23 protein-coding genes and 1 riboswitch are annotated in these 21404 nt (G+C 39.8%); of the genes, 13 read left to right on the plus strand and 10 right to left on the minus strand.

All coding sequences use genetic code 11. The annotated features are described in order from the left end of the window. Positions 1-31 precede the first annotated feature (31 nt). The 3 genes from AC1DSK_RS04465 to AC1DSK_RS04475 are packed head-to-tail and all read left to right on the plus strand — an operon-like array spanning position 32 to position 2410. Positions 32-1333: an RNA-binding domain-containing protein gene (locus tag AC1DSK_RS04465; protein ID WP_477546787.1), complete on the plus strand. Its 1302-nt coding sequence runs from the start codon at positions 32-34 to the stop codon at positions 1331-1333. A 4-nt stretch (positions 1334-1337) separates the two neighbouring features. After that, positions 1338-1724, plus strand: a complete 387-nt coding sequence (locus tag AC1DSK_RS04470; protein ID WP_477546788.1) for a YobA family protein — start codon at positions 1338-1340, stop codon at positions 1722-1724. 44 nt (positions 1725-1768) lie between these two features. Beyond that, positions 1769-2410 (plus strand): pentapeptide repeat-containing protein, encoded by a 642-nt coding sequence (locus tag AC1DSK_RS04475; protein WP_342542817.1) that lies wholly within the window; start codon positions 1769-1771, stop codon positions 2408-2410. 40 nt (positions 2411-2450) lie between these two features. On the opposite strand, the gene AC1DSK_RS04480 is transcribed toward AC1DSK_RS04475, so the two are convergent. Together AC1DSK_RS04480 and AC1DSK_RS04485 are read right to left on the minus strand one after the other, a co-directional pair. Next, positions 2451-3449, minus strand: coding sequence for an inorganic phosphate transporter (locus AC1DSK_RS04480; RefSeq protein WP_477546789.1), 999 nt, complete (start codon positions 3447-3449; stop codon positions 2451-2453). Between the two features lie 14 nt (positions 3450-3463). Beyond that, on the minus strand, positions 3464-4084 hold the full coding sequence (locus tag AC1DSK_RS04485) for a DUF47 domain-containing protein (protein WP_477546790.1): 621 nt from the start codon (positions 4082-4084) through the stop codon (positions 3464-3466). Between the two features lie 264 nt (positions 4085-4348). On the opposite strand from AC1DSK_RS04485, the gene AC1DSK_RS04490 reads away from it, so the two are divergent. After that, a complete protein-coding gene (locus tag AC1DSK_RS04490) occupies positions 4349-5431 on the plus strand; it encodes a DUF2087 domain-containing protein (RefSeq protein ID WP_477546791.1) in 1083 nt (360 codons plus the stop codon). Between the two features lie 150 nt (positions 5432-5581). Here the strand turns inward: AC1DSK_RS04490 and AC1DSK_RS04495 are convergent, their stop codons facing one another. Next, a complete protein-coding gene (locus AC1DSK_RS04495) occupies positions 5582-5788 on the minus strand; it encodes a phosphotransferase-like protein (protein ID WP_477546792.1) in 207 nt (68 codons plus the stop codon). A 113-nt stretch (positions 5789-5901) separates the two neighbouring features. Here AC1DSK_RS04495 and AC1DSK_RS04500 point away from each other — a divergent pair, with 113 nt between their 5' ends. From AC1DSK_RS04500 to AC1DSK_RS04515, 4 genes are all read left to right on the plus strand, one after another. Beyond that, positions 5902-6426, plus strand: coding sequence for an NfeD family membrane protein (locus AC1DSK_RS04500; RefSeq protein WP_477546793.1), 525 nt, complete (start codon positions 5902-5904; stop codon positions 6424-6426). Positions 6427-6441: 15 nt separating this feature from the next. Continuing rightward, positions 6442-7983: a flotillin family protein gene (locus tag AC1DSK_RS04505; protein WP_477546794.1), complete on the plus strand. Its 1542-nt coding sequence runs from the start codon at positions 6442-6444 to the stop codon at positions 7981-7983. A 151-nt stretch (positions 7984-8134) separates the two neighbouring features. Then, complete coding sequence (locus AC1DSK_RS04510; protein WP_477546795.1) at positions 8135-9073, plus strand: HD-GYP domain-containing protein; 939 nt, start codon at positions 8135-8137, stop codon at positions 9071-9073. A 66-nt stretch (positions 9074-9139) separates the two neighbouring features. Then, positions 9140-9604: an NUDIX domain-containing protein gene (locus tag AC1DSK_RS04515; protein ID WP_477530896.1), complete on the plus strand. Its 465-nt coding sequence runs from the start codon at positions 9140-9142 to the stop codon at positions 9602-9604. Here the strand turns inward: AC1DSK_RS04515 and AC1DSK_RS04520 are convergent. Next, positions 9587-10114, minus strand: a complete 528-nt coding sequence (locus tag AC1DSK_RS04520) for a hypothetical protein (RefSeq protein WP_477546796.1) — start codon at positions 10112-10114, stop codon at positions 9587-9589. The two genes, AC1DSK_RS04515 and AC1DSK_RS04520, sit on opposite strands and share 18 nt — an antisense overlap. A gap of 108 nt (positions 10115-10222) precedes the next feature. Beyond that, positions 10223-10477, minus strand: a complete 255-nt coding sequence (locus AC1DSK_RS04525) for a hypothetical protein (RefSeq protein ID WP_477546797.1) — start codon at positions 10475-10477, stop codon at positions 10223-10225. 108 nt (positions 10478-10585) lie between these two features. Here AC1DSK_RS04525 and AC1DSK_RS04530 point away from each other — a divergent pair, with 108 nt between their 5' ends. Genes AC1DSK_RS04530 through AC1DSK_RS04540 form a run of 3 tightly spaced genes read left to right on the plus strand, consistent with a single transcriptional unit; the run spans position 10586 to position 12722 of the window. Further along, positions 10586-11584 carry a GNAT family N-acetyltransferase gene (locus AC1DSK_RS04530; protein WP_477546798.1) on the plus strand — a complete coding sequence of 333 codons (999 nt, stop codon included), beginning with the start codon at positions 10586-10588 and terminating at the stop codon, positions 11582-11584. Continuing rightward, a complete protein-coding gene (locus AC1DSK_RS04535) occupies positions 11574-12065 on the plus strand; it encodes a P-loop NTPase family protein (protein ID WP_477546799.1) in 492 nt (163 codons plus the stop codon). The genes AC1DSK_RS04530 and AC1DSK_RS04535 overlap by 11 nt, the downstream gene beginning before the upstream one ends. A gap of 3 nt (positions 12066-12068) precedes the next feature. Further along, a complete protein-coding gene (locus AC1DSK_RS04540) occupies positions 12069-12722 on the plus strand; it encodes a Dph6-related ATP pyrophosphatase (RefSeq protein WP_477546800.1) in 654 nt (217 codons plus the stop codon). A gap of 125 nt (positions 12723-12847) precedes the next feature. Here the strand turns inward: AC1DSK_RS04540 and AC1DSK_RS04545 are convergent, their stop codons facing one another. The 5 genes from AC1DSK_RS04545 to ribE all read right to left on the minus strand — a co-directional run bounded on the left by AC1DSK_RS04545 (position 12848) and on the right by ribE (position 17138). Beyond that, positions 12848-14008, minus strand: a complete 1161-nt coding sequence (locus AC1DSK_RS04545) for a class I SAM-dependent methyltransferase (protein WP_477546801.1) — start codon at positions 14006-14008, stop codon at positions 12848-12850. A 209-nt stretch (positions 14009-14217) separates the two neighbouring features. Further along, entirely contained in the window at positions 14218-14748 is a 531-nt protein-coding gene (locus AC1DSK_RS04550) for a histidine phosphatase family protein (RefSeq protein ID WP_477546802.1), read from the minus strand. A 74-nt stretch (positions 14749-14822) separates the two neighbouring features. Further along, positions 14823-15290 (minus strand): 6,7-dimethyl-8-ribityllumazine synthase, encoded by a 468-nt coding sequence (gene ribH, locus AC1DSK_RS04555; protein WP_342542828.1) that lies wholly within the window; start codon positions 15288-15290, stop codon positions 14823-14825. A gap of 12 nt (positions 15291-15302) precedes the next feature. Continuing rightward, entirely contained in the window at positions 15303-16496 is a 1194-nt protein-coding gene (locus tag AC1DSK_RS04560) for a bifunctional 3,4-dihydroxy-2-butanone-4-phosphate synthase/GTP cyclohydrolase II (protein ID WP_477546803.1), read from the minus strand. A 12-nt stretch (positions 16497-16508) separates the two neighbouring features. Beyond that, a complete protein-coding gene (gene ribE / locus AC1DSK_RS04565) occupies positions 16509-17138 on the minus strand; it encodes a riboflavin synthase (RefSeq protein ID WP_477546804.1) in 630 nt (209 codons plus the stop codon). A gap of 615 nt (positions 17139-17753) precedes the next feature. Then, positions 17754-17898: riboswitch (FMN riboswitch) on the minus strand. Positions 17899-18058: 160 nt separating this feature from the next. Here ribE and AC1DSK_RS04570 point away from each other — a divergent pair. Both AC1DSK_RS04570 and putP read left to right on the plus strand, forming a co-directional pair. Then, the gene (locus AC1DSK_RS04570) at positions 18059-19693 is read left to right on the plus strand and encodes an AMP-binding protein (protein WP_477598086.1); all 1635 of its coding nucleotides are present in this window, start codon (positions 18059-18061) and stop codon (positions 19691-19693) included. Between the two features lie 158 nt (positions 19694-19851). Further along, positions 19852-21336 (plus strand): sodium/proline symporter PutP, encoded by a 1485-nt coding sequence (putP, locus tag AC1DSK_RS04575; RefSeq protein WP_477530906.1) that lies wholly within the window; start codon positions 19852-19854, stop codon positions 21334-21336. The last annotated feature ends 68 nt before the right edge of the window (positions 21337-21404 follow it).

The raw sequence follows: 21404 nt of genomic DNA on the forward strand, positions 1-21404 counted from the left end.
TAGAAACAATTATCGATAGGTGGTGTACGAGGTGAATATTGAATATAAAGACAGGGTGACGAACAAGCTGTATCGGGAAGTTATCGCATTTGCCAATGGAACCGGTGGTACGCTGAAAATAGGAATGGATGACGAAATAAGCATCGTGGGATTGGAAAATCCTTTAGCAGAGGAAAATGCCTTATATGATCAGTTAAGTAAAATGGTCGAACCTTTGCCGTTGATTGATGTCAAACACGTACTTATAGATGGGAAAGTAATCTTAGAGGTAACAGTGAAAGCAACTGAACAAGTGTATCGTAAACGATCTACATTGTTCGAGGAGCTTTATGTTCGGTATGGTTCGAAAAAACGCTTATTGAGAACAGCAGAAGAAGTGCAGCGTTTTATACTCTTGCGCCAACTTGATGAAACTGAAAATGCGTTGACTACTATTAAGTTCCAACGTGAAGATTTTTTGGGATTTGTCGATTTTGTACAAACCTTAAATAGTGAAATGTTAAGATTTTCAAATGTGGAAGAAAATCTAGAAGATGTATTGGCCTCGTACAATGCAATTCGTTGGAATAATGGTGAATTTGTTTTAACACGATTGGGTACGTGGTTGTCAGATTCTTCTCAAAACCGTGGCGTCTTGTTACAATACAGTGGAGATCGATCTACTTCTTTTTGCCAGCAAGCGAGTGATTTTTCAGGGTCGATTGTAACCCAATTCAGTCGAATTATGGCCGGGTTGAGGGAAATTCAATCATCTTATCCAGATGCATTACTTCAGGAGAGTGTAGTGAATGCATTCGTTCATCGAGATTACTCGATGGAGGGCGACGTATCGATTGTTCGGTTTGCCAACCGCATTGAAGTAGCTTCACCAGGAACGCTAGTGGAGGGCTTGTCGATAGAGTCTATAAAAAAAGGATCTCGAATTGTTCGCAGAAATCCGGGTTTGCATGCAATGTTTGTCGATTTGGGTTTAACGGATGGGCGTGGTAACGGAATCCGTCGTATTTTCGATACTTATCACGATGGAGACGAGAAGCCAAAAGTTTCTGTCCAAAAAGATAGTGTAATCGTTAAGCTTCCGCGTATAGAACAAATAGAAAAAGTAAACAACCGAACAAAGTTACATCTTGAGTTGACTCATGAAGAAGCAATCATGAATTACTTGCTGGAAAACAACCAAGCGAAAAATGTGGATTTTCAACAAATCTTAGGCGTTTCCCCATCTCGTGTGACACAAATCGTGCGTGACATGGTGACAAAGAATTTACTGGTAGCTGAAGGGGAACGTAAAGGGCGTATTTATACCTTGGCCATTAATAAACAGGAGGAATAAAATTATGAAAGGCAAGAAAGCCGTCATATTAATTAGCACGACAGCGGTCGTAGCTATAGCTGCCGTTGTAATATCAATTTCCATGTTTTTCCAAAATAATCAAACGCAAGACAAAAATGCTATTTGGATAGAAGGAACAGTAGCTAAAAAAGAAGCTGCACGTATTTTGGTCGTCAGTGGAAAAGATGAAACTGAGTTAAAAGGTTTAACTGAGGAAGAAATGGTGGAAGGTGCAAGTGATGCCATTTGGTTTTCATTATCGATTGATCAAGTGGAAAGAGTGAGTGAGTTCGACAAGGTTCGAATTTCATATAGCCATGTTTCGGAATCTTATCCTGGCAAAGCAAGTGCTAATAGTGTTCGAATCCTGGATGAAGAGTCTCAACATTAAAGCGTAAAAAATAAATGTTAAGCCTGATGAAAGGTGGCGCAAGAATGAAAATTGATAAGCCAAAAATACCTGAACAACTCGAACAACAATTAGACATTGCAACTTTAATTGAAGTCGAAGAAGAACGATTTATTTCCCGGGGAATGGTTTCGTCTTGGAATGTAGTGGAATTACCTGAGAGCAAAGTTAGTTTTGATCAAGTGCATTTCAAGGATGTTTCATTTGAAGGGGTATGTTTCGATCAAGTGGAATTCATTGATTGTAAGTTCGAGAGATGTGATTTATCCAACGTTGATTTTGGAGATTCGGTATTTCATCGAGTGGAATTTCATCATTCAAAACTAGTCGGTGTGCAGTGCACGGAAAGTCGCTTCGGACATACTGTGATCAATAACTGTGTAGCCAACTACACAGTATTTAGTTTTAGTAAAATGAAGCGAGTGAAGTTCCAACAAACCGCATTGAATAAAGCGGACTTTTTTAATTGTACATTTGATAAGGTTTTGTTCAATGATTGTCAATTGGACGGTGCTAATTTTACTGATACAAGTTTAGCGGATGTGGATCTCAGCACGTGTACATACGAACAAGTAACAGTAAGTGTTGATAAATTATCGGGATGTACCGTTTCAACTGAACAAGCGCTCGGTTTTGCAAAATCTCTAGGTCTTATCGTTAAACATTAAAAGCTGTCCACTCGTAACTTGAGTGGACAGCTTTTTAAGTTTAAAAGAATAAGTTAAGAATTTTGTAAAAGATACCGGCAAGGACCGCGCAAATTGGAAGTGTAATAACCCAAGTTAATACAATTTTTCGTGCAACGCCCCATTTAACGCCTTTTACACGCTGAGCAGAACCAACACCCATAATCGCAGAAGAAATAACGTGAGTTGTTGACACTGGCAAATGAATCGTCGTAGCTCCGAAAATAATTAATGCGGATGATAAATCAGCTGCCGCCCCGTTAACTGGACGAATCTTCATGATTTTACCACCAACAGTTTTGATGATTTTGTATCCACCGATAGAAGTTCCAAGTCCCATTGCAAGTGCAGCACAAACACGTACCCACATTTGTATATCGTCTGTTGTTTGTAAATCAGCAGCGATTAAAGCCATCGTAATGATACCCATTGCTTTTTGTGCATCGTTTGTACCATGAGTAAATGATTGTAATGCCGCTGTTCCGATTTGGAAAATACGGAAGCCTTTGTTCGTTTTATAGAGAGTGTTATTCTTGAATAATACTTTAAACAACGACATCATCAAGAATCCGACGGCAAGAGCTAAGAATGGTGAGATTAGTAGTGCTTGCAGGATTTTTATGAATCCTTCGTAATTTAATACACCTAAACCAGCAGCCGAAACAGCCGCACCCGCAATCGAACCAATCAATGCATGTGATGAGCTGGAAGGAATACCAAAATACCATGTAATTAAGTTCCAAGCAATTGCAGACAATAGTGCTGCTAGAATAATGAGTGAGCCATTTTGAAGCGTGAACGGATCTACGATATCTTTCGAGATCGTCTTAGCAACTCCAGTGAAAGTTAATGCGCCGATAAAGTTCATGGTAGCTGCTAGTAATACTGCAACTCGTGGCGAAAGTGCCCGTGTAGAAACTGAAGTTGCAATAGCATTTGCTGTATCATGAAAACCATTTATAAAATCAAATCCCAGTGCGAAAATGACGACTAGTATTGTTAATATGAGTACTGCATCCATGTATTTTTCAGCTCCTATGCATTACGCATGATGATTGTCTCAATCGTGTTTGCCACGTTTTGAGAGTAATCTGCGATGTCTTCAAGCTGCTCGTAAATATCCTTGAACTGAATAATACGAATAGGATCTTTTTCGTTTATGAAAAGTTGTTTGATTGAAGTACGTAATACTTCATCACATTTGCGTTCATAGTCTTTGATCAAGATTGAATGCTCACGCATTTGAAGCAGTTTCTTGTTTGCCAATAACTCCATTGCTTTAACGATTTCATCAGTACTTTTCACAATGTAATGTAGGAAAGTACGCATTGAATCGTCGATGTCAATCAAAGAATACATCTCCAAATAAGCTGCGAAAGCTTCCACGCCATCTAAAATATCATCCATTTTATTAGCTAAATAAAGAATGTCCTCTCGCTCAATTGGAGTCATGAAAGATTTATTCAACTTGAGAATTAAATCATGTATTAATTTATCGCCTTCTGTTTCATAGTTTTTTAACTTGATGCTAAGCTCTTTCAAATCCGAAACACTGACAATTTTAAAATCATCCGCGTAATGAGTAGCTTCTCTCACTGTTTCTGCGATTCCGAGTAAAGCAGCGAAGAATGGGTCTTGTTTTTTTGAACTAAACATAGAAAGCCTCCTGGACTTTAAATAAGATAGGTTAAATAAATAACCTCACACATCATATCAAAATCTATACTAAATCTAAACACTTTTTACTCAAGATTGAGAATCTTTACATTCCCGTAACATAAAAAATTAAAGTTAACATTCAGCTTGGATTGTCGTAAACCTTATTATTCATTATAATTTAAGAATTATACAACTTGCATTTAATGTAAACAAAAAGTATTATTGTCTATAATAAATAAAACAAAATAAGGAAGTGTTTATATGCATTCGTTGATTGATGCAAGTTTAAATGAAATGAAAAATGGATTTACAGAAACTGAAGAATCATATAAGTGTCTAATGTGTCACAAATCTATTGAGAAAGGTCTGATATACCCTGTAGGTGAACAGTTTTATGAGGCTTCAAAGTATATGCAATTACATATTAGAGAAAAGCATGTATCAGTATTTTCCTATTTAATGGAACAAACTAAAGAAATTACAGGGTTATCCGATCAACAGAAGGCTGTGCTTCACCTTCTGTTTGAAGGGAAATCAGACCGTGATATACAAGGTTCTTTGAAAATCGGGAGTGCATCTACAGTTAGGAATCACCGTTTTTCTTTAAAAAAGAAAGAACGACAAGCGAAAGTATATTTAACCTTAATGAGCTTGATGGAAGAGGGACACAAACTTAGCGCTCAAAATAAAGAAGATTCCCTATTATTTGAGGAACCATTCCAAATAACAGAAAAAGAATACGAGGAAGTATTGAAGAAGAACTGGTCGAATGGAAAGTTACGAACATTTAAATTACAGGAAAAGCATCGATTCATCGTCTTATGTGAAATCGTAAAGAAGTTTGAAATAGGAAAATTCTATACGGAAAGAGAAGTAAACGCACTTATTAAAGAAGTGTTTGATGACCATACATTTGTAAGAAGATATTTAGTGATGTATCACTTTTTGGCAAGAAAAACGGATGGATCCGCTTATTGGAGAAAAGAAAAAGAAGGGTCGGATATTGACCGGAAGAAAGAATTAAAGCAGCAAGTGAAGGAAGAGAAGACAATTGCGGGTGTGTATTGTGTAACGAACAAACAAAATGGCAAAATGTTCATTGCTGCAGCGCCTAACTTGAAAAGACAAAATGGTTTGAAGTTCGAATTGAATGGCGGCACTTTATTGAATAAGGACTTGCAGAAGGATTGGGAACAATTCGGTGAAGAGGCATTTCAGTTTGAAGTGTTAGAGTCCATTGAAACGGAAGGGAAATCTGCTGTGCAGCTAAAAGAAGAACTAGCAGATGCAAAAGAAAAATGGTGTGTTGAAAAACAGCCTTATGGTGAACGTGGTTATAATTGAAAGTAGCACATGTGCGGACTCAAGATTGAGTAGCACATGTGCTTTTATTTTTGGCTAGAAGTGCGGCTGTAATCCGCTTCACACAAGTAGAGATATCTTCAATACTCGTATCAACTTTCACATCATGCAGAATTTGGTCGACAACCAGGTTCACTCCATTAATGAGTGAAAAAAATATTCTGTAGGCACGGGAATCAATCTTTCTGAAGCCCGATCTTCCATTTTCTCAATCATCAAATCAAAATCGTCAATACTTAAATGAAAGAAATCCGGAAAGTGTTTAATCATTTCCTTCGCCAAGGAAGACTTTCCTGAGCTCGATACACCGTTTAAAAAGATGGCAGTTCCTGTATTCATTCAAATCACCTCGACTAATAGTATCAAAAAAATATTTGGAAAAATGAAACTTTTCTTTTTGTCCTCCGTAGTAATAGGTGCGACTAAAGAATTCATTAAATGGGAGTGATTGGATGTCCATTGAACAAATCTACATGTATGTGCTCCTCATTACGGGGGCAGTGACTGTTCTGTATGTATTTTTTGGAGATGTTGCTGAAGGGATTGGGGAAGGCATTCCTTTTTTAAACCCTACCGTTATAATGGCATTCGTCACTTTTGTTTCAGCCAGCGGGTATGTGCTTGAAGTCTCCACCAACTGGAATAACTGGATTGTCTTGTTTACGAGTCTCGCAGTGGGAGTGGTTCTCGATATTTTACTGTACTTTTTTATTTTACTGCCCATGGCATCAGCCGAAGTGTCAATCGCCTATACGGATGAGTCGTTAGCAGGTTTAGTTGGCAAAGTCATTACGCCCATACCATCTGACGGTTATGGTGAGATTGTGATTGAAACAGTAGGCGGGCTTCTATCCAAGCGAGCAGTAGGTTATGACAATGAAGAGATTGCCTATGGCAAAGAAGTGTTAGTAATTGAGATAGAGGAAGGAACGTTTCTTGTCAGGGAATACGAACCTTTCGTTTTTAATAAAAAATAGATGGGGGAAATGAACATGGATATGAGTATGTTAGTAGTAGTGGGGATAGTGGCGTTTGTGTTGGTTGCCATTATTGGTGTGTATGTGACGAAATACAAGACTGTTGGTCCCGATGAAGCATTGATTGTAACAGGTAGTTATTTAGGGGCGAAAACGGTTCATACAGATGAATCCGGCAATCGTATAAAAATCATTCGTGGTGGCGGTACATTTGTATTTCCAGTTTTTCAGCAAGCACAGCCATTAAGTTTACTATCAAGTAAGCTGGAAGTTACGACTCCTGAAGTTTACACAGAGCAAGGTGTGCCCGTAATGGCGGACGGAACGGCCATCATTAAAATTGGTGGATCCATTTCCGAAATTGCAACTGCTGCTGAACAATTTTTAGGGAAGTCAAAAGAAGATCGTGAAAATGAAGCGAAAGAAGTACTGGAAGGTCATTTGCGCTCCATTTTGGGATCGATGACAGTGGAGGAAATCTACAAAAATCGTGACAAATTCTCGCAAGAAGTACAACGTGTTGCTTCTCAGGATTTAGCGAAAATGGGTCTAATCATTGTTTCATTTACCATCAAAGATGTACGTGACAAAAATGGTTACTTGGATTCACTTGGTAAACCACGTATTGCACAGGTGAAACGTGATGCTGATATTGCAACAGCAGAAGCAGATAAAGAAACACGAATCAAGCGTGCTGAAGCTGCAAAAGAGGCACAACAATCCGAAATTGAACGTGCGACTGAAATTGCATTGGCTGAAAAAGAGAATTTGCTGAAAGTCGCGGAGTATCGTCGCGAGCAAGATATCGCGAAGGCGCGTGCTGACCAAGCTTACGAACTTCAGACTGCCGTCTCGAAACAAGAAGTTATGGAACAGGAAATGCAAATCCGCATCATTGAACGTCAAAAGCAAATCGAACTTGAAGAAAAAGAAATTTTACGTCGCGAGAAACAATACGACTCTGAAGTTAAAAAGAAAGCGGATGCGGATCGTTATGCTATCGAGCAAAACGCGGCAGCTGCAAAATCCCGTGAAATGGCTGAAGCGGATGCGGAAAAATACCGTATCGAGGCAAGAGCGAAAGCGGATTCTGAAAAAGTACGACTTGATGGATTGGCGAAAGCTGACTCCGAACGTGCACAAGGTGAAACAGAAGCTGATATTATTCGCTTGAAAGGTCTTGCAGAAGCGGAAGCAAAACGAAAAATTGCGGAAGCATTCGAACATTACGGTCAAGCTGCAGTGTTGGATATGATTGTACGCATGATGCCAGAATATGCGAAACAAATCGCAAGCCCATTAGCAAATATCGACAAGATTACAGTGGTGGATACTGGCGGTGGAGAAGGTGGCGGCGCCAATAAAGTTACGTCGTATGCCACGAATTTAATGTCGACCCTTCAGGAAACATTGAAAGCTTCTTCTGGTATCGATGTGAAAGAAATGCTTGAAAACTACTCGGGCAAAGGAACATTGCGTCCAAGCTTAGACCGGATTTCCTATGAGATGCAAGACAAGAAAAAGCAAGAAAAAGTGGAAGATCACGTATCAATTTAAAATCTTGAGCTCTCCGATTTTTGGAGAGCTTTTTTAGTAGAAAAAAGATATAAATACATGTAATTATTAGATAATTTTGTCGATTTTTAATGACAAATTAAGGAGGGAAAGGTAAAGTAAATAAAAGTATAAGTACGGTGGGGAGGTACCTATGGCATTAACAAGCGAACAAATCATAGATTTAAAAGAAAAAACTTCCCTTGATCGAATTAATGTAGGACATGCAATTTCAACGTACATAGGTAAATCTGAAGAAATAGGCTACAGTCTTTTCTCCTTGTTTCCCCATCGTTCGTTCTGGGTGCGCTATTCCACTGAAGACGTTCATTCAGCGATTGAAAAATATACAGTTGTTCAAGGTGTGCTTGAAGTCCAATATGATGGAGACACCTTCTTTTTACATGCAGGTGATACCTTGGATGCATCCGAATATCCAGAGCTATTATCTTTTTATGGGGAAGAGGCTGTAGAAATCCTCGTCGAAATGACAGCGAGCATATTTGAAAGGAATTATAGAAACACCGAAGTCGTGCAACGTGACGCTGCTGCAATAGAGCATGTGGATGGTTACACTTTTCATCATTGCTCGCGAATCAAAGATTATTCCATTGAACTATGGAAGAAACTGGGTCAACCCGTTGAGCGCGTGAGATTGCTCAGATGGGGTGCTTATTTTCATGACATAGGAAAGCTGGAGATTCCCCTCGAAATTTTAAATAAAAAAGGGAAATTCACCCCTGAAGAGTGGGCAATTATGAAATCTCACACAACATTAGGTGCTAAGATGATGCGTGAACATGAAATTGAATGGTTGAGAGATTCAGCATTTATTGTCGAAGAGCATCACGAACGTTACGATGGAAAAGGATATCCTTTCGGTTTAAAAGGTGATGAGATTTCATTGGAAGCGGCGATTGTTTCCGTTGTTGATTCATTCGATGCGATGACCACTGATCGGATTTATCGTGATTCATTGACAATTGAAGAAGCAATACAGGAGATTATTCGTGGTAGGGGAACTCAGTTCCATCCAGTTGTAGTGGATGCTTTTTTAAAACTGTTGCATGAGCAGCAATTTAAATGGAGATAGAAGGTCTGGTATGACTTGCCAAGCCTTTTGCATTTGCACAGTGCCTAATAGAAAGGAAGTACTTTGGTGAATTACATACAGACAATGAGAAAGATGATTGGACATGAACCACTCCTGACTGTTGGATGTGGTGTCATCATTGAAAGAGGAAATCAAATTCTACTACAACATCGAACAGATGCGGATGTGTGGTGTATTCCTGGAGGAGTAATGGAATTAGGCGAGAAAGTTGAAGAAGCAGCTCGAAGAGAGACGGAAGAAGAAACAGGTTTGAAAATAGGTGACCTAGAATTTTTTGGCATCTATTCTGGGCAGGAAGGTTTTACTAGATATGCTAGCGGGGATCAGGTGTATAGCATTCAAATTATTTTTAAAGCATCCTGTTTTTCAGGAAATCTAATACAAAAAAGCGATGAAACACGTGCCCATGCCTTTTTTGATAAACAAAATTTGCCTGCCAATTTAAATTCTCACCAATCTCGATTCATTATGGATTGGGTTCAACAAATGCCTTTACCTATCATTAAATAAGCCAAAACACATTAAACGTGTTTTGGCTTTTTCTTTTTGAATACCCATTCCCGTTGAATAACAAAAACCGGCCAATAACAACTCGCTATCCACAATGACCTTAATGATCATTTCACCTTTTCCGGTTAAGAAAAAGAGACCGTGAACCATACCGGCAGATAGTGCCATGATGAGTCCGGCAAGAATCATATACTTTAGAAACGACATTTCGTCGACTTCTTCAAACACTTTCTTTCGGTTGATTGAGTAGTAGCGGAAATGACCCTTGCAATAATTGTTGCCAGAATCAATACATTTGAGGTGCATCATCTTTCCATAGCCAGAAGCGAATAACCCCATATCTAAGCCAAAGGAAGCTAAACCGGGTAGTGCAAATTTCAGAAACACTTTATAAATCGGCAGAGAGGATCGAATAGGTTGAAAATGCGAAGATTTATTGCCGTTTAAATATACAGTATCAATTTCCACTTCATGAATCGTCAAGCCAGGCTTTTTTGTTTCAGCAAGCATAGCCCAAATTTGTTCTCATTCATGCAGAATGGAAGGAAACTAGATGAATTTGTCGAATTTAAAAAGTAAGTCTATTCAGTAGTAGGGAAAAGTATTTCTTTTGTCATTTCAGGATTCGATGATGTACAAAGTGAGAATCAATAATGAAATGATGAGTGTATTCATCAAATAGTATGTATTTCTGGAAATTTGTCTGTCGAAAAATGCAGAGCGGTCGACAAGTTTATAACTTAAAACCATGACACCAATCAGAATGATCACTGACACAATAATAGACATATCGTAAATTTTGTGATCGATAAATCTCACAAAAATAAGTGAAGCAGCCATAATGACTCCATAAGCAACGCGTTTTAATTCCATGGATTAACTCCTTTACTTTTTTATCAAGTATAGCAAATAGCTAAAAAGATAGATAAGAACTGCAGAGTAGGGAGTTGCATGAAAAATAACCATTAAGGGGGAGTTAACATGATTCAATTTGTAGGACTAGACAAACAGTATTACCCGGCAATGGCTACGCTATTGTCAAAACGACACCAAGTAGAACGAATTCGATATCCATTTCTCCCAGAACGTTTTGAGGAGACAGCAGAAACTGAGAACCTGCTTCGTGAAATTGCCAAAAACCCTTTCGTTAATGGTATTGTGGCTCTCCGTGATCAGCAAGTAATTGGGTATATGCTGTATGAATTCAAGGAAGATGCAAAAAAGGGCCGCCACATTATCATTGATTATCCATGCTTGGCCATTTCAGAAGATGCACATCCACGTCTGGTACGTCTACTGTATGCAGAGGCAGGTGCGGAATGGATTGCCGGGGGATATTTCCAACATGTCATTTACGTTCCGATTGGCTACGATCGCTTAGTTTATGAATGGCTTGAACAAGGTTTCCGTTTTGAACAAAAATATGCAATGCTCGACATAAAAAACTATGAACCGAAAGCAAAACATACAGATACTAGCGCAATTAACATACGCCGTTTGGCAGAAAACGACACGGAAATGCTTAAAAGTATGTCACGTTGGAACAGCATTCATCAAGCTTCCGCGCCATCATGGAATCCGATTACAAAAGAATCACTCCAGGACGTGAAAAGTGGCTATGCAGCTCTCGCAAAAGATGCAGAGGCAATTGTGATGATTGGTGAACAGGAAGGAATTCCAGTTGGTTTCCATGTTTACTACGAAGCGGATACTTCATCCAATATGTATACACCTAATCAAACAGTGGATCTTCCGGCGGCTTCTACCAACCCGCAGTACCGGGGACGCGGAGTGGGGAAGGCCCTTGCAGATGCGAGTCATGCTCAGTTAAAAGAAATGGGTTATGATTATGCATTGGCAGACTGGCATACGCCAAATCACTTGGCATCCTATTTTTGGCCGAAACTCGGGTACCAGCCATTTATGATTCGCATGGTCCGAACAGTCGATAACCGGATTGCCTGGGCGCATGGCAAATAAAATACGTATTGTCGGCTCAGTCGGAAGCGGAAAAACGACACTTGCAAGGAAGCTGGCTCTGCAAAAAGGAATTGAGATGCATTCATTGGATGATGTGGTATGGTCGAGATGTGCTGGAGGAGATATTCGCAATTCTGAGGAAAAACGGGATGCCCGATTAGCTGATATCATTAGCCAGCCAACCTGGATTATCGAAGGTACACACCTTGGTTGGTCAATGAAGACATTCGAGAAAGCGGACCAAATTATTTTCCTGCATCCTCGTCTTTCTGTGCGTCTGTATCGGATTTCACGGAGGTTCTACAAACAAAAAAGAGGCACTGAAAATGCTAGTTATACACCTTCTTGGAGAATGTATGGTCGTATGTTCAAGTGGACGTATCACTATGAAACCAACTTTAAAAAACAAGTTCGAGGAATCATAAACAACGCCCCTGAAAAGGCAGTGGAGATTCGCGATGGAAGAGAGTTAGGAGTTTAAACAATGGAAAACAAACCGTTTGTTGCATCATGGAGTGGCGGAAAGGATTCAGCTATGGCCTATTACCGTGCAATCCAATCAGGCATGATCCCCAAGAGATTACTGACCATGTTTCAAGAAGATGAAGAAATCTCGAAGTCACATGCTCTGCCATTAAAGGTAATAAAGGCTCAGGCAGATCGCCTGGACGTGCCATTAATGATTCGTGGCGCAGGATGGGAAGACTATGAAATGAAGTTTATCGATGCCATGGACGAGTGTCGCTCGGTGGGCATTACTCACGGCGTCTTTGGTGATATCGATCTTGAAGGACATTTGGAATGGGTACAAAAAACATGTGCAAAATCAGATATCATACCTATTCATCCATTATGGCAAGAACAGAGACGTTCGATACTGGAGGAACTTTTGGAGGTTGGATTTGAAGCGGTTATTGTCGTAATCAATACAAAGATGATGCCAAGAGATTACATTGGCCGCACATTCACGAGAGAGCTGATGGATGAATTAGAAGCACTAGGAATCGATTCGTGCGGAGAAAACGGGGAGTTCCATACGGTCGTCATTGATGGTCCGATTTTTTCATCACGTGTACCAGTTAAGTTTGGCGATGTAAGAGAAAACGAAGGATATGTTTTCTTGAGTGTTGAAATTTAGTAATGTGCAAAGGTTAATTTGTTGGTAATTTTATACATTAACTTCTAACGGACCATTAGTTCTGGTTATTTGGAAATAAAGAAAAAGGCATTGTCTGTTAAAACAATGCCTTTTTGTATGTCGATTTATAGATAATCTTTCAGTTCATTCTCAAGAAACGGTTTTGCTTGCAGGAAATCTACAAATTCACGATATTTTTGCTGTTCCTCTGATGTCGATTTATTTCCATTGAAATAAGCTCGAATCAGAATGTTTTTAGGTGTATTTTCCATATCGATAAATTCGAGTAATTGCGCATCGTAGCCGACAAGTTTCAGCAACTCCGCCCGAATCGAATCAGTAGCTAGAGCGGCAAACCGTTCTTTTACAAGTCCATGCTGAAGCATAACTTCTAGAGCGGGGCTGTTCAGTTGAGTGTTCAGTTCATGCTGACAACATGGCACACTCAGAATCACTTTTGCCCCCCATTTTACAGCACGGGCAAGCGCCATATCCGTTGCCACATCACAAGCATGAAGTGTTACGACCATATCCACCGATGTTTCCTCATTATAGTCATTGATATCCCCAACCAGGAATTCAAGGTGATCATAGTTCAAATCATCCGCGATTTGCTGACAATCTTCAATTACTTCCTTTTTCAAATCCAGACCGGTAACACGAATTTCGAGACCTTTTTCAATTCTTAAATAGTGATATAGAGCAAAAGTTAAATAGGATTTCCCAGACCCAAAATCTAAAATCCGTACCGGTCGATCTTTCGGAAGGTGGTCCAGTGCATCGTCGATAAATTCGACAAAACGATTGATTTGTCGGAACTTATCATGCTTTTGCTTTTTGACTTTGCCATCAGGCGTCTGAACACCTAGACGTACCAGAAACGGGTAGGATGTATCTTCGTCCAGTAAATAATTTTTCTTTCGGTTATGAGAAAGGTTGACCACTTTTTTCGAAGCAATCTGTTCCGACTTCCACAATACTTTAAACTTTTTGGAAAGCTGAATATGCACTTTTTCTTCCTGAAAATCAGCTTGCACTTGTCTGTATTGCTGGAGTAAGACATGCAGCTTTTCATTTGCTGCATCAAGTTCTAGGTTTTCATGCTTTAATACACGTTCATACTGGTATTCAAACTGAATATGATAAATGCCCTTTAATTCAAGTGGCTTGAGCTTCACTCGTTTTACTTCTTCGGATTTGGCACGGGGTTGGCTAATCGTCGCAGCAATCAGCTGTTTTTGATGAATCAAATCACTTAATTGATCGAGCATTTGTTGATATTCCATACAGACCGCCTTCTCTTCATGTTTATTAACGATAGTTTATCACATTCGTCAGGATTACTTTTCTTCCAGTCGGGAAAAGGGGAGATAATTGAGTGAACTCTTCATTGTGATGATAATGGCCGAAATTCCAAATCGAATGGACAAAAACCAAAAATCCGCAAAAAGGAAAGCCTCTCCCAATCCACTTGAAGTGAACAGGAGGGGCTTCATCAATCTTTCCATAATTGCTTAATGCTACTCTTATTATTATCAATGATAAGAGTATATACATCTGGATTACGAAGTGATTTCCACTCCTCAAAACCAATGGAATCATCAAAGTGTTTCAAAATGAGACTCATTAAATTACCGTGTGTAACGAGTACGGTATTGTTTTGCGCCTCTTCAATGACTTCAATAGCACGAGTGGTAGCTTCGCGACTAGATTCGCCACCCACCAGCTTCAAATCGAGGTCAAGAAATGTCTTCTCTAAAAGCTCGAGCCAATTAGGTAAATCAGACGTGCTTAACGTGCGTTCTGCCAAGCGAGCATCAATAGTAAGCGGTAGATTTTTTGCTTTGGCTGTCGGTTCAATTGAATGTTGAGCCCTTATAAATGGACTTGAAATGATATTTTCAATCGAAATTCCACTAAAAAATGCAGCCAACTTTTGAGCTTGTTCAAATCCTGTATCGGATAATTCGGCTTCCGCAGCTTGTCCGGTTGCAGAACAATGTCGGACGAGGTATAGCGTCTTCATTTCGTGAACACCCCTTTAATCATTTGTAAAATTATACAATAAAACCCCGAAGCAAAGAGCTTCGAGGTAATTGATTAACTTAATTTTTTCATCAAATTTGCCATTTCGATAGCGGCTGTTGCAGATTCCCAACCTTTATTTCCGGCTTTCGTTCCAGCGCGTTCAATTGCCTGTTCGATTGTATCTGTCGTTAGAACACCGAAGATGACAGGAATATTGTGTTGATATCCAGCGTTGGCCACGCCTTTAGCTGCTTCGTTGCAAACAAAATCGAAGTGTGGGGTAGAGCCGCGTATCACAGTACCAAGCGTGATGACTGCATCGTATTTTTTGGAAGCCGCCATTTGTTTTGCGACCAGTGGAATTTCAAAAGCACCGGGAACCCAGGCAATCGTTACATTTGCTTCATCCACACCATGACGCTTCAGTGCGTCTTCAGCGCCCCCCAATAGTTTACTCGTAATAAATTCATTGAAACGTCCAACGACGATGCCAATTTTTAAATCGGACCCGACTAAATATCCTTCTAAATGTGTTGTCATATATAAGCTCCTCTATAAACTCAGAAAATGCCCGAGTTTTGATTTTTTGGTTTTCATATAGCCTTCATTGTCTGTATGAGATGGGATCTCGATTGCCACACGCTCGGTTACTTCCAAGCCGTATCCATCTATTCCCGAAATTTTTCTAGGATTGTTTGTCATGAGCTTCATTTTACGAACGCCAAGGTCACGTAAAATTTGGGCACCAATTCCATACTCTCTTAAATCATCTGCAAAACCAAGTTTTTGATTGGCTTCGACAGTATCTAATCCTTCGTCCTGCAGTGCATATGCTTTTAATTTGTTGATTAATCCGATGCCACGGCCTTCTTGTCTCATATATAATAATATGCCGGAGCCTGCTGCTTCAATTTGTTTGAGTGAGGCATGGAGTTGTGATCCGCAATCACATTTGCGAGAAGCGAAGACATCCCCCGTCAAACATTCAGAGTGTACACGGGTCAAAATGGGTGTATCTTCAGAGACCGGGCCTTTTACAAGGGCAATATGCTCTTTACCTGTCAATGTTTCGGTATATCCAAACACCTGGAAATCACCGTATTCAGTTGGTAAAATAGTTTCTACTTCGCGGGTAATCAGCTTTTCATGCTTTTGTTTGTAAGCAATCAAATCAGCGATCGTTAAAATGCCGATATTTAATCGTTTTCCTATGATAACTAAGTCATCAAGTCTGGCCATTGTGCCATCTTCATTCATAATTTCACAAATCACACCCGCAGGTGCTGTCCCTGCAAGCAAGGCTAAATCAACCGCTGCTTCTGTATGTCCGGCACGCTTAAGGACGCCACCTTTTTTCGCAATCAAGGGAAAGACGTGACCTGGTCGTTTAAAATCGGTTGCAGTCGATTGATTGTTAATCATTTGCAGAATGGTGTGAGAGCGTTCGAATGCGCTGATACCTGTCGTCGTGTCGATATGATCGACACTGATTGTAAAAGCCGTACTGTAAGGGTCTGTATTATGATCCGTCATTAACCCGATGTCCAGTTGACGTGCAATTTCTTCTGCCACTGGTACGCAAATAAGACCTTTGCCTTCAGAAGCCATTAAATTTATGATTTGAGGGGTTGCAAATTCCGCAAGCGCAACAAAGTCTCCTTCATTTTCACGATCTTCGTCATCAACGACAATGATGGCTTGTCCTTTGGATAATGCTTCAACTGCTTCTTCTACTGTATAAAACATAAGAAACCTCCTTTAAAATCCTTTATCTTGTAGCCATTCTTTTGATATGCCAGTTTTAGATGTAAGTATACGTTCGGTATATTTTGCGAGCATGTCACATTCAATATTCACTTTTTCACCAATGCCTTTTTCACCAATCAATGAATCATATTGCGTTGTTGGAATTAAGGAAATGGTGATTGAAGTTCGTTCTACATCAAAAATAGTAAGTGAAGTTCCGTCTATTGCTACGGAGCCTTTACGCATCATGTATTTCATGAGGCTGGAATCCAATTCAATCTTCTTTGTAATGGCATTGGATTCTTTTTTTATCGAGCGAATGACACCGATGCCATCCACGTGCCCACTGACAAAATGACCACCAAACCGTCCAACTGCTGACATGGCACGTTCCAGATTGACGCGACCGTTTGACGATAAGTTGGCTAAGGTGGTCGAGTTAAAGGTTTCTGGAATAACATCCACAACAAACGTATCATGTGTAAAAGATGAAACCGTCAAACACACACCATTTACGGCGATACTATCTCCTCTTTTCACATCTTCTAGTACCACTTTTGCACGAATGGACAATTCGAGCGCATGTGATTTACGTTTGATGGAAGTGACAGTGCCAATTTCTTCAATGATTCCTGTGAACAAGTAATCAACCTCCTACTGAAAAGAGAATTGATGCGAACATCAAAGCCTTATTTGTTATCCATTATTCAATTAGTGGTGCCAATGTTATACGCCTGTAGAGACATATTTTGTATAGCTTTTAGTAACAAGGATTAGAATTTTTTCCACCAAGGGGCAGGTAGGTGGTGGGGAAAGGGATATGATGATGAATCCAATTGACGAAATTCAAAAGCGCTTTTAAACGATCACGCGTCAAAAGAAAGTTCTCGCGTAATTTCGGGGATCGAAGCTCGTTTTTAGCATCAGTTGATTTGAATGTATCAGATGGATAATTTGTATCGGAATGAAAATATACTCGTGTATGTTGCTTCGCTTCTTGTGTGAATTTTTCTGCACATACTTCAAATAGGGTAGCTTTAAGAAGCTTATCCATAATGACAAGTGCTTTTGGAATTCTAGCCGCATGGAAGTTGGAATCAGTACCTTCTGATCGAGTGCTCTTCAAGCACGGAATTGATAAGCTGGACTGCATGCGAAGTTTAAACGAATTCAAATATTGTTGAATGATACAAGCTCCTCCTTTCGAATTTCAAAATCGAAAAGAAGCGACGCGCGAGCATGACAAATAAACCTCTCTATACTCTTCTCCCATCCAGACTATACTGTCGGTGTTGGATTCGCACCAACTCCACCGCTACTTTTTCAAGCACCGGGTCACGGACTTACAAATCTACATTTGTTCACCGCCGGTAAGGAATTTCACCTTGCCCCGAAGAATATAAAGCGACTACTTATCTTTTTTATAGTAGCACAATATACTGGTTTTGATAAAATCATCAAGCACTTGAGGCAGGTGGATAAAGATGGATTTTGCATTTACAATTCGTCTGAATTTTGTGATAACATAATAAGCAAGACATCACAAAGGGGGAAGCAACAACATGTTGAAACATCAAACGGTGGGGGAAGTAGTTCGGGAAATGGCGAAACGTTATCCCGCTACGGAAGCGTACGTATATCCAGAAAAGCAATTACGCAAAACATATAAAGAATTTGATGAAGAGACGGACCGTTTGGCAAAGGCTTTCATGGGGATGGGCATTGCTAAAGGTGAACATGTCGCCATTTGGTCAGATAACAAGAGAGAGTGGTTATTGAGCCAATACGCTACTGGAAAAATGGGAGCCGTTCTTGTGACAGTCAATACCAATTATCAGGAAAAGGAACTCGAATATTTATTGAATCAATCCGATTCCACCACACTTATTTTAGGTGAAGAATTTAAAGGAACTTCTTACATAGAGATTATCAATGCAGTTTGTCCAGAATTGAAGTCATCTATTAAAGGGGATATTCACTGTGCTAGGTTGCCTCACTTCAAACGAGTCATCGTCATGAGTGAAAATGAATATCCCGGAATTTATTCTTGGAGTGAGTTCGAAGCGCATGCAGCAAACATCACCGATATGGAACTGGAAGACCGACTGACTTCATTGGACTCGGAAGATGTTATCAATATTCAATATACTTCAGGCACAACCGGGTTTCCAAAAGGTGTCATGCTGACACATATGAACATTGTGAATAATGGCCAAATTATTGGGGATTATATGAAGTTAACACCAGAAGACCGCTTATGTATTCCAGTGCCATTTTTTCATTGTTTCGGCTGTGTTTTGGGAACGCTTGCGGCTGTCACACATGGGACTACGATGGTACTGGTAGAGCAATTTGATGCAAAACGTGTACTGCAGGCTGTACAGGATGAAAAGTGTACAGGTCTTCACGGTGTTCCCACGATGTTTATTGCTGAGTTGAATCATCCAGAATATAAACAATTTGATACATCCTCATTGCGAACAGGCATTATGGCGGGTTCACCTTGTCCGATTGAAGTAATGAAAAAAGTAATTGATGATATGGGGGCAAGCGAAATAACCATTTGTTATGGACTTACTGAATGTTCGCCTGTCATTTCACAAACGAAAGCGGATGATGCGATTGAAAAACGTGTAAAAACAGTTGGAAAACCTCATCCTCACGTGGAAGTGAAAATTATAGATCCTGTAACCAATGAAGAATTGCCTGCAGGAGTGCCTGGTGAATTATGTGCTCGGGGATATCTTGTGATGAAAGGTTATTACAAAAATGAAGAAGCGACACGTGAAGCAATCGACGAAGAAGGTTGGCTTCACACAGGAGATATTGCCATTTTAGACGATGAAGGCTATCTAGAAATTACAGGTCGGATCAAAGATATGGTGATTCGTGGTGGGGAAAATATTTACCCTCGTGAAATTGAGGAGTTTTTATATCAACATCCAAGTGTTCAGGACGTACAAGTGGTGGGAGTGCCAGATCCGAAATACGGTGAAGAATTAATGGCTTGGATTATTGCTAAAGATGGGGAAACGATTGATGCCGAAGAAATACGTTCGTATTGCAAAGGGAAAATTTCGCATCATAAAATTCCGCGTTATATTGAGTTTACGGAATCGTATCCAATGACCGCTTCTGGCAAAATTCAAAAGTATCTCTTGCGTGAAATGTCGAAAGAGAAAAGTATTAGCGTGTAATAAGACATATTTCCTGGGAAATACAAAAAACGCTGTAAAACGTTGGTAATTCTATGTTTAGTGACAATTCTTACTAAAAAAATATTCTCGTTCTTCTGCAAGTTGCATGTTATGATGAGTTTTGAAATACTCATAACGATCTCAAAGGAGGAAAAAGTATGTCTGATTATGTATATCAATTAATTGCTATAATTATCTATATGGCTGTAATGCTTTATATCGGTTATTATTCTTACCGAAAAACTGCTAACTTAACGGATTACATGTTAGGTGGACGTTCTTTAGGTCCCGCGGTTACAGCGTTAAGTGCTGGAGCAGCAGACATGTCAGGTTGGTTATTGATGGGTTTACCAGGAGCAATCTATGCAACAGGTTTAGTAGAAGCTTGGATAGCTGTTGGTTTAACAGTAGGAGCTTATTTAAACTGGTTGCTAGTTGCACCACGTTTACGTGTTTATTCACAAGTTTCGAATGATTCCATTACAATTCCAAGTTTCTTGGAAAACCGCTTGAAAGATACTTCACGTTTATTGCGTGTCGTTTCTGGTATCATCATTTTGATATTCTTTACGTTCTATGTATCATCGGGAATGGTAGCGGGTGGCGTCTTCTTTGACGAGTCATTCGGTTTAGACTATCATACAGGTCTTTTGATTGTATCGGCAGTAGTTATAGCCTATACACTGTTTGGTGGATTCCTTGCAGTAAGTTACACAGACGTTGTACAGGGACTAATTATGTTCTTGGCGTTGATTTTGGTACCTACTATCGGATTATTTATGGTGGGCGGCTTCGACGGCGCAGCAGAAAGCATTCGTTCTGTTGATCCATCACGCTTGAGCTTGCTTGAAGGAGCAACTGGATTAGGTGTAATTTCTGCTATTGCTTGGGGTCTTGGCTACTTTGGCCAGCCACATATCATTGTTCGCTTTATGGCAATCAGTTCTGTAAAAGAAACAAAACAAGCACGTCGTATCGGGATTGGTTGGATGGCATTAAGTTTGGCTGGAGCCATTGCGACAGGTTTAATTGGAATCGCTTACTATCAGCAAAATGCTGGTGAAACATTGGGTGACCCTGAGGCTGTCTTTATTGCATTAGGACAAGTTATTTTCCATCCATTTATCGCAGGTATTATGTTGGCAGCTGTACTTGCTGCAGTTATGAGCACGATTTCTTCTCAATTAATCGTTACTTCTTCAGCCTTGATTGAAGATTTGTACAAAGCTGTTATTAACAAAGATGGTTCAGATAAGCATTTTGTGATGCTGGGACGTCTTGCAGTACTGTTTGTATCAGTGGTTGCTATGTTTATTGCATGGGAACAAAACACGACTATCCTAGATTTAGTTGCATATGCTTGGGCTGGTTTTGGTGCTGCTTTCGGTCCTGTAATTTTGCTATCACTATTCTGGAGAAAGCTTACTACTTGGGGCGCATTAGCAGGTATGGTCGTTGGAGCAACTACAGTGGTTATTTGGGGGAATAATGAAACCCTTAAAGGCTTAATTTATGAAATTGTTCCAGGATTTATCCTATGTTTAATCGTAGCTGTTATTGTAAGTTTGATCACGTACCGTAAGAATGAAGAAATTGAACGTGAGTTTGATGAAACACTTGTACTATTGAAACAAGATAAATAAATCACAATCCCACAACATATGTTGTGGGATTTTTTTACGCCCTATTGACCGGTTGGTCAGTGGAGGTT

This window comes from Paenisporosarcina sp. P4_B8 (assembly GCF_056402175.1).